The 11,819-nt window shown below is 36.6% G+C and carries 12 protein-coding genes; 5 read left to right on the plus strand and 7 right to left on the minus strand.

The features are described 5' to 3' along the window. Positions 1 to 144: 144 nt before the first annotated feature. Positions 145 to 1,168 (minus strand): IS630 family transposase gene (locus tag SP041_RS10865; protein ID WP_137297756.1). Its coding sequence is split into 2 segments (ribosomal slippage): positions 145 to 720 and positions 722 to 1,168, totalling 1,023 coding nucleotides; the frame shifts between segments, so codons are not numbered across the junction. A 173-nt stretch (positions 1,169 to 1,341) separates the two neighbouring features. Here SP041_RS10865 and SP041_RS10870 point away from each other — a divergent pair. From SP041_RS10870 to SP041_RS10890, 5 genes are all read left to right on the plus strand, one after another. Further along, a complete protein-coding gene (locus SP041_RS10870) occupies positions 1,342 to 2,265 on the plus strand; it encodes an ABC transporter ATP-binding protein (protein WP_025562595.1) in 924 nt (307 codons plus the stop codon). Then, positions 2,255 to 3,028 (plus strand): ABC transporter permease, encoded by a 774-nt coding sequence (locus SP041_RS10875; RefSeq protein WP_025562596.1) that lies wholly within the window; start codon positions 2,255 to 2,257, stop codon positions 3,026 to 3,028. Before SP041_RS10870 ends, SP041_RS10875 begins: the two co-directional genes overlap by 11 nt. After that, positions 3,025 to 3,702, plus strand: a complete 678-nt coding sequence (locus tag SP041_RS10880; protein ID WP_025562597.1) for an SAM-dependent methyltransferase — start codon at positions 3,025 to 3,027, stop codon at positions 3,700 to 3,702. The genes SP041_RS10875 and SP041_RS10880 overlap by 4 nt, the downstream gene beginning before the upstream one ends. 112 nt (positions 3,703 to 3,814) lie before the next feature. Further along, positions 3,815 to 4,861, plus strand: a complete 1,047-nt coding sequence (gene msrP / locus SP041_RS10885; protein ID WP_025562598.1) for a protein-methionine-sulfoxide reductase catalytic subunit MsrP — start codon at positions 3,815 to 3,817, stop codon at positions 4,859 to 4,861. 40 nt (positions 4,862 to 4,901) lie between these two features. Next, the gene (locus tag SP041_RS10890; RefSeq protein ID WP_025562599.1) at positions 4,902 to 5,534 is read left to right on the plus strand and encodes a protein-methionine-sulfoxide reductase heme-binding subunit MsrQ; all 633 of its coding nucleotides are present in this window, start codon (positions 4,902 to 4,904) and stop codon (positions 5,532 to 5,534) included. A 91-nt stretch (positions 5,535 to 5,625) separates the two neighbouring features. On the opposite strand, the gene SP041_RS10895 is transcribed toward SP041_RS10890, so the two are convergent. From SP041_RS10895 to panB, 6 genes are all read right to left on the minus strand, one after another. Next, complete coding sequence (locus SP041_RS10895; protein ID WP_025562600.1) at positions 5,626 to 6,765, minus strand: glycerate kinase; 1,140 nt, start codon at positions 6,763 to 6,765, stop codon at positions 5,626 to 5,628. Positions 6,766 to 6,778: 13 nt separating this feature from the next. Then, on the minus strand, positions 6,779 to 8,134 hold the full coding sequence (locus tag SP041_RS10900) for a GntP family permease (protein ID WP_025562602.1): 1,356 nt from the start codon (positions 8,132 to 8,134) through the stop codon (positions 6,779 to 6,781). Between the two features lie 201 nt (positions 8,135 to 8,335). Further along, the gene (locus SP041_RS10905) at positions 8,336 to 9,472 is read right to left on the minus strand and encodes a sugar diacid recognition domain-containing protein (RefSeq protein WP_025562603.1); all 1,137 of its coding nucleotides are present in this window, start codon (positions 9,470 to 9,472) and stop codon (positions 8,336 to 8,338) included. A 165-nt stretch (positions 9,473 to 9,637) separates the two neighbouring features. Further along, positions 9,638 to 10,018 (minus strand): aspartate 1-decarboxylase, encoded by a 381-nt coding sequence (gene panD, locus SP041_RS10910; protein ID WP_025562604.1) that lies wholly within the window; start codon positions 10,016 to 10,018, stop codon positions 9,638 to 9,640. 68 nt (positions 10,019 to 10,086) lie between these two features. Next, on the minus strand, positions 10,087 to 10,941 hold the full coding sequence (panC, locus tag SP041_RS10915; protein WP_025562605.1) for a pantoate--beta-alanine ligase: 855 nt from the start codon (positions 10,939 to 10,941) through the stop codon (positions 10,087 to 10,089). Between the two features lie 64 nt (positions 10,942 to 11,005). Next, entirely contained in the window at positions 11,006 to 11,800 is a 795-nt protein-coding gene (gene panB, locus SP041_RS10920; protein ID WP_025562606.1) for a 3-methyl-2-oxobutanoate hydroxymethyltransferase, read from the minus strand. Positions 11,801 to 11,819: the final 19 nt, after the last annotated feature.

Here is an 11,819-nt window from a genome sequence, read left to right on the forward strand (position 1 = left end):
AGACAGCGAGTAGTTTTAATCGTTGTCTCGCATTGGTTGTCGCATTAATTAATTCAGCAAAATTGTGACTCATATTAGCTCCTTTGTAAGAAACTTAATTAGATCACATATTTATCGGAAATGGTATTATACCAATTCCGATAATTAAGTTTCCAGATTAGTCCAGTCTCTATAACATTGTGAGATGACTCTATTTTTGTCTTCGCTGAAGCGATTCCAAGCATCACAACATTTATTGACAATATCGTTATAACCATCAAAGCATCTATTCGCGATTTCATTATCCCGCATCCAATGCCAAACTTGTTCGATTGGATTCAATTCAGGAGAGTACGGAGGGAGGTGAATAATAGTTAGGTTAGTAAACTCTTCAGCTAAATACGACTGGTGCCAACTGGCTCGATCCATTATTACAACGGCATGTTTTCCCTTTGGGGTTGCATCAGAAATTAAGCGTAAATGAACCTTCATCACTTCACTATTACTGTAAGGCATTACTAATGCTTCGGTTTGACCTGTATTGATACAGACCGCGCCAAATAAATAAGCATACTCAAATTGTTGCTGCTGAACGGCCCTTGGTCTGGTCCCTTTTTCTGCCCATATTCTAGTGGTTGTATTACGCTGACCAAACCTAGCCTCATCCTGAAACCAAATATGTACATCTTTTAAATGAACATGCCCAGGGATCTTAAGGATCGTACTTATTTGGAATTTTTTTAAAAGATGCTTGGACTTCTTCTGATTGTTTGGGGTGCTTAGAGCGAGTTGTTATCCAGCTTAGATTTAATTTGTTGAGTAAATAATAAATATTAGTTTTTTGATAAGTGACCCCGAATGTTGTTTCAATATATTCTTTTATATCCTTCCCCTGCAGACGGCCTCCTTCTGATTTTATCGCATTATCAATCACATATTGTTTTATGTTAGCAAGTTGCTCTGGCGTGAGTCGATGAGGCCTCCCGCTACGGGGCTTTACTTCCAGACCTGTTAACCCGGAATGAAGGTATGCTTTAATCCAAATGTTGACACTTCTACGGCTTACCTTTAAAAAAGTCGCAATATCAGTTCTACTTTTCCCTTCTAAGAAGTGCGAGACAGCGAGTAATTTTAATCGTTGTCTCGCATTGGTTGTCGCATTAATTAATTCAGCAAAATTGTGACTCATATTAGCTCCTTTGTAAGAAGCTTAATTAGATCACATATTTATCGGAAATGGTATTAACCCTATTTTCAGTTCTATTTGATGATATAATTTACGACTGTTTAAATATTTTATTTCATCGTAATTGTCTCATTATTACGGTGTATGTTTCATTAATTATTAAGGCTCTTATTGGTATGAATGCAATTGAACTTCAGAATATAACGAAAACCTATAGAGGCGGAGTGACAGCATTAAATGGCGTTTCTTTGAAAGTTGCAGAAGGTGACTTTTATGCTTTGTTAGGCCCCAATGGTGCAGGTAAGTCCACGACTATTGGTATCATTTCTTCTCTAGTGAATAAGAGCTCAGGTAAAGTAAGTATATTTGGTTATGATTTAGATACACAGCTTGAGTTAGCAAAAAGCCAAATAGGATTAGTGCCACAAGAATTTAACTTCAACCCTTTTGAGCCACCTTTGCAAATATTGGTTAACCAAGCCGGTTACTATGGTACTCCACGAAAAGAAGCATTTATCCGAGCAGAAAAGTATCTGAAGCAACTCGATTTATGGGGTAAACGTAATGAACCAGCAAGAGAGTTATCTGGTGGTATGAAACGTCGTTTAATGATCGCCAGAGCACTCATGCATGAACCAAGATTATTAATTCTTGATGAACCGACTGCTGGTGTTGATATTGAATTGCGTCGTTCTATGTGGCTGTTTTTAACTGAGCTTAATAAACAAGGTGTGACTATTATTTTAACCACTCACTATTTAGAGGAAGCTGAAAGTTTATGTCGTAATATTGGCATTATTAATAAAGGTGAATTGGTTATTAATACGAGCATGAAAGAGTTAATTGGACGTCTAGACAGTGAAACGTTTATTTTAGATGTCAATTCTACTGCGCATTTGCCTGAAACTACCGATTTCAAATTTACGGTAATTGATGAGCGAACTGTAGAGTTAGAGTTAGCTAAGGCACATTCATTAAATAGTGTGTTTGAATTACTAACCGCAAAAGGCGTTGAAGTGAAAAGTCTTAGAAATAAATCAAATCGTTTGGAAGAGTTATTTTTAGAATTAGTTAAAAATGGAGTTATCGATGCTAAATAAACAATATGTGATAGCGGTAAAGAGTCTCTGGGTTAAAGAGGTTAATCGCTTCTTACGTATATGGATACAAACTTTAGTACCGCCTGCTATTACTATGTCTTTGTATTTTGTTATTTTTGGTAACCTAATTGGTGAAAGAATTGGTGACATGAATGGTTTTAGCTATATGGCTTTTATTGTACCTGGTTTGATCATGATGTCGGTTATTACTAATTCATATTCCAATGTAGCGTCTTCATTTTTTAGCGCTAAGTTTCAACGTAATATCGAAGAGTTGTTAGTTGCGCCTGTACCAAACTACCTTATTATTTTTGGGTATGTTGGAGGAGGTGTTGCGCGTGGTTTAATGGTCGGATTCATTGTTACTTTAGTCTCTTTATTCTTTGTAGATTTACATATTTATAATGTATTGGTATTGATTGCCAGTGTGTTATGTACTTCTATTCTCTTTTCAATCGGTGGTTTATTAAATGCCATTTTTGCTAAAACTTTTGATGATATTAGTATTATCCCTACGTTTGTTTTAACACCTTTAACTTATTTAGGTGGCGTGTTTTATTCTATTTCCTTACTGCCTGATTTCTGGCAAGGTGTTTCTCATTTCAACCCGGTTTTTTATATGATCAATGCTTTCCGTTATGGCTTCTTAGGTGTTTCTGATGTACCTATTGTTTGGTCTTTTGCGGTGATATTTACCTTTATTATTATAGGTTATTCATTAGTTGCTTTCTTACTTAAAAAAGGCGCAGGTATTCGTTCATGAATGAATTTACGGGAGATTCAAGAGTTATTTCATCTAACCAAGTTGGTTTGCATGAGAAGTTAGATGAAGTGGTATTAAAGCATTTACAACATGACTTTAAAAAGCCTTATCAAGCGCATACATTAGCGGCTTTTAAAGAAGTTGAAAAATGGGTAGAACAACAGGGCAAGCCTATTATATTCGATTCATGTTGTGGTGTGGGTGAAAGCACTTACCACATTGCCAAAGCACATCCAGATGCGATTGTATTAGGTATGGATAAATCTGCAGATCGGTTATCAAAACATCCAAGTGATGGTGAAGCATCGATTGAAGAACTAGATAACTATCGCTTATTACAAGTGAATCTTAATGATTTCTGGCGTTTAGCGGTAGAAGCTAATTGGACGCTTTCACATCATTATTTACTTTATCCAAATCCATGGCCTAAATCTAAACATTTGCAACGTCGCTGGCATGGTAGTGCGGTATTTCCTGCTATCATTAAACTAGGAGGTAAATTTGAGTTGCGAAGTAATTGGTTTACTTATGTAGAAGAATTCGAAAGATCGCTTCAGCTTGCAAATGTAGAAAGCCGTACTGAAATTTATAAAAATGCTCATGCCATTACTCCTTTTGAACGTAAATATTGGGCAAGTGGCCAACAATCATTACGTTTAATATGTGACTTATAATAAAAGTTATTAAATATTTCATTATTTTCTTTTATTAGAACTTTAATTAAATAATTGAAATAATATTTGTATTTTATAGGTCTGTCTTTATTGAACTCCTTGAGGAAAAGATATGCTTATAAAAAATAAGAAAAAATCGCAGTTAAAAGAATCTGAATTAACCAGTGAGTCATTCTATAAAAAACGCCGTAATCTCATAAAAGGTATTGGGTTTGCTGCTTTATCTTTACCTTTGGCTAAAGCGGCAAGTTGTTTTGATCTGTTTGGTAATGATAAAAAGGTTGATGTTTTTGGTAATAATGTTGAGCCAGAAGAGGCGCCAGGTGTCTTTAAACGATCTCCTTTACAGTTTACTAAAAACACTAACTTCCAATCTTTAACCCCTTTAACACCTGAAAGTAAAGTCATTGCTTATAATAATTTTTATGAATTTGGTGTAGGCAAGGGCGATCCAGCAGAATTTTCCCAACAATTTAAAGTAGATCCTTGGTCTTTAACAATTGATGGCTTAGTTGATAAACCGATTACTTTGAATTACGAAGATTTGTTGAAGACATTTGATATAGAAGAGCGCTTATACAGAATGCGCTGTGTTGAAGCTTGGTCAATGAATATCCCTTGGTTGGGATTCACACTTGCCTCTTTGTTAAAAAAAGCAGGTATTAAATCCAATGCTAAATTTGTACGATTTGAAACAGTTTATGATCCTGAACAAATGCGTGGGCAGTCGTCTCGATTTGTTGGCGGTAGCATAGACTTCCCATACGTAGAAGCACTTACTATTGCTGAAGCAATGAATCCATTAGCATTACTTTCAGTTGGCTTATATGGTAAAACGCTAGCACCACAAAATGGCGCTCCTATTCGTCTTGTCGTGCCATGGAAGTATGGTTTTAAAAGTATTAAATCAATTGTAAAAATTACCCTTACAGATAAAGCTCCAGTTAATACATGGCAAGCGCTTGGCCCTGATGAGTATGGTTTTTTTGCTAATGTAAATCCGCGTGTTGATCATCCTCGTTGGAGTCAAGCAAGTGAACGTTTTATTGGTAATGGAAATGTTTTTCAACAAAAACGCCAACCTACTGCTATGTTTAATGGCTATGGTGAAGAAGTTGCTCATTTGTATAAGAATATCGACTTAACACGTTATTTTTAACGGTATCAATAATGATGAGTAAAATTTAAAGGATTATTTTATGACTAAACTGCCGCCGACAACGATTACTTTTATTAAATTGATTATTCATTTAATATCGATAGGTACATTAACGTATTTATACTTCTTAATTGATAGTAATCGGCTTGGGGCGGATCCTGTTAAAGAGATGATTCATTTTTTAGGCAAAACTGGCTTAAACTTCCTACTTATTACACTTGCTATTACACCTTTAAGCAAACGCCTCAAACAACCGTTATTAGGTTGTTTAAAAAGGGTGTTAGGTTTGTATTCATTTGCGTGGATTAGCTTACACCTTACTGCTTTTCTTTGGTTAGAGTTAGATTGGCAAGTGAAATTTTTATTTGATGAAGTAATCAAAAGGCCTTATTTAACACTAGGGATGATAGCTTGGATTATTTTGTTACTGCTAAGCATTACATCATTAAACGCAATTAAAAAAAGAATGAAGAAAAGCTGGTGTACTTTACATCGTTGGATATATGTTGCGGTATTGTTAGGTGCAATACATTATTATTGGTCAGTTAAGTCTGGCTTGATTGAACCAACTATCTACTTTGTTATTTGTCTTGTGTTGTTAAGTGAACGTAGACATTATTTTAAATCATTATTAAAACCCTTTTTTAAATCGCGTAAAAAAATATTAACTTAAAAAATTATCAACTTAAACAACGATGCTTTTTACATCTATCCGTAAAAAGCATCGTTGTAAGAATAAATATAGAGATTGCTAAGAAACAAACTTAACCTCGTTTCAATGTAAATATTTTTGCTATGTTTTCTGCTACATTTGCTACATTGTCATGTGCCTCTGCAAAAGCTTGTTGTAATGTTATTGCACTAGGCACAGCTGCAAATACGGCATCAATCCCACATCCGTAAACTGCTTGATGATCTTTACCTAAACTACCTGCAATGCCAATCACGGGAATATCAAATTTTTTCGCTATTTTCGCGACACCCATGGGGGTTTTGCCATAAATAGTTTGGTTATCAATTCGGCCTTCACCAGTAATAACTAAGTCAGTCTTATCCATATAGTGGTTAAGCTGAACGGCTTCTAAGACCAAATCGATGCCAGGCTTTAATGTGGCATTAGTAAATGCCATTAAAGCAGCTCCCATGCCTCCTGCAGCACCTGCACCAGCTTGATTAAGAACATCGATATTAAATTGTTGCTTAATACAGTCACCGTAATGTTTTAAAGCATCATCTAATAACTGAATATCTTCCGGTGTCGCTCCTTTTTGAGGCCCGAATACATGGCTTGCACCATGGTTACCGCATAAAGGATTATCAACATCACAAGCGACGAGTATTTCACAGTTAGCTAAACGTGCATCTAACCCATCAATATTAATTGATTTTATGTGCTGTAAACCTGCACCATTAGCAATTATGCTGTGGTTATTTTTATCAAGAAAACTAACGCCTAGTGCGCTTAACATCCCGATACCGCCATCATTAGTAGCACTACCACCTAAACCAATAATGATTTTAGTCGCACCATGGTCTAATGCAGCTTTTATCAACTCACCGGTACCATAGCTTGACGTTAGTTTAGGATCACGTAAATGCTCTGGAACATGGTGAAGTCCACTCGCTGCTGCCATTTCTATTACCGCAGTATGGCTACCATCACCTAGTAGCCCATAGAATGCATCAACACTTTCTGAAATAGGGCCTGTTACTTGTAAATTAAGTATTTCCCCTTGGGTGGCATCAACTAAGGATTGAACGGTACCTTCTCCGCCATCAGCGACAGGAATTAAGCAATAAGTCGCTTCTGGGAATACACGTTTAAAGCCTGTTTCAATAGCAATACAAACTTCTTTAGCCGTTAAACTTTCTTTAAATGAATCGGGAGCGATAACTATTTTCATGTCTACCTCTATTTTATAGGAGTATTAAGCTTAATAAGTATACGCATATAATGGCTGTAATGCCTTGCACTAATGTTGCCATTGTTTGTGCTCGGTAAGCGAGACCCACTGACATTCTACTAAATTGAGAAACAACCCAGAAAAAACTATCATTTGCATGTGAAACTGTCATTGCACCAGCACCAATCGCCATTACAGTTAATACTCTACCCATTTCTGAGTCCAACCCTAATTGTGGTAATAATGGCGCAACAAGAGCCGAGGTTGTTACTAAAGCCACTGTTGATGACCCTTGTGCTGATTTTAATGCCGCTGCAACAATAAATGGCATGAAGATACCTATGCCTAATCCCGTTAGCGTAACGCCTAAATACTCACCTAAAGGCGTTGCTTTTAAAACCGCACCAAATGCACCACCTGCACCAGTTATAAGAAGAATTGGTGCAGCTACCGTTATTCCCTTACTGACATGCTCTCCAAGTTCAATTGACTTGTTATCGGATTTTAATAAACGTAATGCAAACCCTAATCCAATAAGTAAGGCACTAATTGGAGCCCCTAAAAAGACCAATGCGTCAAAGATAATTCCATTGCCTAATGGTTGGCTTGGGAATTTTGCAATAGATGAACCGCATATTAATAGGATAGGAATAAAGATAGGGGCAAAAGCTTGTGCCGCTGTAGGCAATAGGCCGTAAGATGCTTTGAGCTCTTTCCAAGACTGTTGTGTTGCTTGTGTTTCATCAAATACTGCATCTGGCTCAACATCTTTAAATCTGTTTGCCCATAATGTACCAGCTAATGCTGCAACAGCTGCGACAACAATACCGACAGCAATGACTAACCCTAAGTTTGATTCTAAGCCTAAATTACCCGCTGCAGCAATTGGACCCGGTGTCGGTGGAATGAAGGTGTGAGTTGCGTATAACCCTGTTGCTAAGGCTACACTCATTGCGACACTTGACGTTTGTAAACGATTTGCTAATGACTCTTTTAATGAATTGAGTATGACAAAGCCTGAATCACAAAATACAGGGATAGAAACAATATAACCAATGATCGTCATGGTTAAAGTAGGAAAACGCTCTCCAAGTACTTTAATCACATAATCGGCCATCGTAATGGCTGCGCCACTTTTTTCTAGAATGACACCAATAATTGTTCCTAAAACAATGACTAATCCAATATAACCCAGTATACCGCCAAAGCCACTGGCGATTGTTTTTGCTATTTCTGCTGAAGGTAGTCCATAGGCAAAAGCGGCAATAAATGCTGATAACAGCAAAGCCAAAAAGGGATGTAGTTTATATTTAGTAGTCGTTACTACTATAAAGGCGATCACGCCTATTAATATCAGTATTAAGTTCATCATAACTCCGTTGTTTAGTTGAATACTTAGTTTACTTAGTTGAAGGCTCTATTATTTAATGAACATTCAATTTATTTAGTTAAATGTTTAGTGGAGTTATTATTGGGGTTCAATCAATCAAAGTCTTTAGACTTGGTGGACAAATTATTGTTGCAAATTTGTTATTACATTGTGCACTTGCACAATAGTGTTGGTTCTATTTCACCTTTCAAGTAAATATCCTAAATATAGCTCTAATAAACCACCTATCGTTTCAGGATCTACTTTAGTGATATTACGAATGCGATTTATTCTGTATCGTAATGTATTTCGATGTATATATAGGCTGTTTGCACACTCTGTTAAAGAGCGGTACTGGAATAAAGCAACAAGTGTTTTAACGAGCTGTCCATTTTTATCTTCTTGCATTAGTATTTGATAAGGTTGATGTAGTTGTTGACCTTGCCAACTTTTATGCAATGGAGATAACAATACAGGCAAACGAAGATCTTCGTAAAGGTGTTTATGTTTTTCTGGTTGATGCGTTAATCCCCATTCTAATGTTAATTGGGCGCTTTCATAAGAACGAGCCACTGCTCCTTCACCGTCAAAGTAGTGACCTAAAGCAATATCAACATCTGTCATCTCGTATTCTTTTAAGCGCAAAAATAATAAATCAATACGTCTATTTTCATCGTTACAATCCCATTGCCCATGAATAAAAGTGGCGGGTTTTAATACGACTATTTCATTAAGAGAGGCAACCGCGACAAGATTATCTCGTATCGGGTATTCTAATAATTCAACTATCTTACGTATACCTTGTAAATTGATAGGCTGATGTGTTTCTCGAAAGCGGATCAAGACGGCAATACGAGGAGCGGACATATCAATATCAAGTTTCTTTGCCCAGTCTAATAACTTAGGGTCGTTGGTTTGTGTATTGATCCAAGAAGTAATAAATTCTTCTCTATGTCTTCTATCCCATTGTAATTGCTCTGTTAGGTCTGCATGTTCTACTATCATTTCGGCTGTCATTTTAACTAAATCAGCATATTTTCGACACTCATCTGGATCGCCAGTGATGCCCACTACACCAATAACTTGTCCATTAACTTGCAAGACGAGATTGATGCCCGGCAATACACCTTTTAGAGTCAAACTGCTTTCTTTTGTAACTTCGATAGTCGTTGAATGTTGTAGTGCTAATAATGCAGCATCGTGTATTTGACCTATGCGCAATGGGTCTCCACTACCAATAATGACGCCTCTATGACTCATTACATTAATATTGTTTCCAATGATTTTCATTGTTCGATCAACGATTTGTTGAGCTAAATTACTCTCTAAAAGAAACATAGGTGATTCCTAAACTTAATTTCAAGGGCTTATAATAACAACCATATATAAAAAAATAGATGAATATGTGCTTGTTATGTGAGGTTATCTGGGGAAGTTAGAAACAAAAAAGCCGTTAATACTCAATATTAACGGCTTTTATAATTGCTTTAATAAGTTAGCTTATTAAGCGACTTGAATGGGTACATCTTTGCTTGTGCGGACAATGTTATTGTCTTTATCTAAATACACTAAGCTAGGTTTGTGACCTTCAATTTCATCAGCATCAAAACTTGCGTAAGTACAGATGATGACACGGTCACCAACGGCAGCTTGACGTGCTGCTGCACCATTTACTGAAATTATTTTTGAACCACGTTCACCTACGATTGCATAAGTTGAAAAGCGGTTACCGTTATCGATATTATAAATTTCGATTTGTTCGTATTCTAAAATACCTGATTGCTCAAGAAGGTCTTGATCGATTGCACATGAACCTTCGTAGTTTAATTCAGCGTGAGTTACGCGAGCTTGATGCAATTTACCTGTTAGCAGTGTCTTTTTCATACAGAACCTTTGATTCTAAAAATTTAAAATGAGTGTCTTTTCAGCAGGGCGACTATAAAGTAAAAACTTTATTGGCGCAAATTAACAACTAGGTTATCAATTAAGCGAGTCTCACCTAAGAAAGCGGCCATTAGTACCACAGCTTGTTTACTAGCTGTATTTAAAGGTGCTAATGTAATTGGGTCAACCACATGAATTTTATCAGTTTTAAAGCCTAACTGATCCAATGCTTGACTGGCATCTTTTATTGATTGTTTATAGTTTTCTAAATTTGATTGCACACTTTTACCTAGGTTATTCATAACCTCTGCAAGTTTAGGGGCAATTAATTTTTCATCTGCAGATAACTTTCCATTGCGAGAACTCATCGCTAAGCCTGATGCTTCACGAACGGTAGCGACTGGAATAATGTTAATTGGCATTGCCAAGTCAGTTACCATTTGCTGAATAATACTCAGTTGCTGGAAGTCTTTTTCACCAAAACAAGCTACATCAGGTTGAACCAAGTTAAATAACTTAGTGACAATAGTGCTTACACCGCGAAAATGACCTGGGCGTAATTCACCTTCCAAACAATCAGACATACCGGGTACTTCAATAAATGTTTGTGCATTTAGACCATTTGGGTAAATAACGTCTGTGCTAGGTGTAAATACGATATCAACGCCAGCTTGTTCAAGTTTGGCACAATCTTCAGCTAAGGTTTTTGGATAGTTATCCAAATCGCTTTGGTTATTAAATTGCATTGGATTTACAAAAATACTGACAACTGAAATATCAGTATGTTGTTGACCTGCTTTAACTAATGTTAAATGGCCTTGATGTAAGTTACCCATGGTAGGGACAAAACTCACTTGTGCACCTTGCTGTTTAAGTTTTTTAATTTCACTGCGTAGTAGTGTTGGATCTTGAATTACTTGCATTACTAACTCTTAATAAAACGATTAATGACGACAATGTTTCTGGCATTCGTGAATACAACTCGCTTTAGTAGAAGCTATGTTCAGAACCTGGGAAAATTTTATTTTCTACTTGTTCTTTATAGAGCTCAACAGCGCGACGAATATCGCCCGTTTCTACTAAAAAGTTCTTAGAGAATTTAGGACAAAAACCTGCTGAAATACCAAAAGCATCATGCATTACTAATATTTGACCATCTGTTTCAGCGCCAGCACCAATGCCAATAACGGGGATATTTAATGCTTTAGTCACGCGTTCTGCTAATGCAACAGGCACACATTCAATCACTAATAATTGAATACCTGCTTTTTCTAATGCTAATGCATCTTCAATTAATTTATCAGCTTGTTCATCAGCACGACCTTGTACTTTGTAACCACCGAATACATTAACTGATTGAGGTGTTAAACCTAAATGACCGCAAACCGGAATGCCACGTTCAATTAACCCTTTTACTGATTCGCTTAACCAGGTGCCGCCTTCAAGTTTCACCATATTTGCACCTGAACGCATTAGCGTTGCTGCATTATTATAAGTTTGCTCGGGAGTGGAGTAAGACATGAAAGGCAAGTCAGCAATGATTAAAGACTTTTCTGTTGTGCTTGCAACCGCTGCTGTGTGGTAAGCAATATGCTCTACAGTGACAGGTAACGTAGAGTCATGCCCTTGTAATACCATACCTAAAGAATCACCCACTAATAAAACTTGAATATCAGCTTGATCGAAAATAGCCGCAAAACTAGCATCATATGCGGTAATACAGGTGATTTTCTCTTGCTCTTGTTTCATTTTAGCTAAACGAGAAACGCTTATTTTAGCCATTATTGCTCCTAACTAGCAG

The sequence above is a fragment of the Psychromonas sp. SP041 genome (genome assembly GCF_000470315.2).
In the GTDB taxonomy this organism is placed as follows: domain Bacteria; phylum Pseudomonadota; class Gammaproteobacteria; order Enterobacterales; family Psychromonadaceae; genus Psychromonas.

Excerpts from the sequence above, each read along its gene's own strand:
- panC (WP_025562605.1), bottom strand. The coding sequence starts at position 10,941 with ATGCAAGTAATTCAAGATCCAACACTACTACGCAGTGAAATTAAAAAA.
- SP041_RS10875 (WP_025562596.1), top strand. The coding sequence starts at position 2,255 with ATGCTAAATAAACAATATGTGATAGCGGTAAAGAGTCTCTGGGTTAAA.
- SP041_RS10890 (WP_025562599.1), top strand. The coding sequence starts at position 4,902 with ATGACTAAACTGCCGCCGACAACGATTACTTTTATTAAATTGATTATT.
- SP041_RS10870 (WP_025562595.1), top strand. The coding sequence starts at position 1,342 with ATGAATGCAATTGAACTTCAGAATATAACGAAAACCTATAGAGGCGGA.
- panD (WP_025562604.1), bottom strand. The coding sequence starts at position 10,018 with ATGAAAAAGACACTGCTAACAGGTAAATTGCATCAAGCTCGCGTAACT.
- SP041_RS10880 (WP_025562597.1), top strand. The coding sequence starts at position 3,025 with ATGAATGAATTTACGGGAGATTCAAGAGTTATTTCATCTAACCAAGTT.
- SP041_RS10895 (WP_025562600.1), bottom strand. The coding sequence starts at position 6,765 with ATGAAAATAGTTATCGCTCCCGATTCATTTAAAGAAAGTTTAACGGCT.
- msrP (WP_025562598.1), top strand. The coding sequence starts at position 3,815 with ATGCTTATAAAAAATAAGAAAAAATCGCAGTTAAAAGAATCTGAATTA.
- SP041_RS10900 (WP_025562602.1), bottom strand. The coding sequence starts at position 8,134 with ATGAACTTAATACTGATATTAATAGGCGTGATCGCCTTTATAGTAGTA.
- SP041_RS10905 (WP_025562603.1), bottom strand. The coding sequence starts at position 9,472 with ATGTTTCTTTTAGAGAGTAATTTAGCTCAACAAATCGTTGATCGAACA.
- panB (WP_025562606.1), bottom strand. The coding sequence starts at position 11,800 with ATGGCTAAAATAAGCGTTTCTCGTTTAGCTAAAATGAAACAAGAGCAA.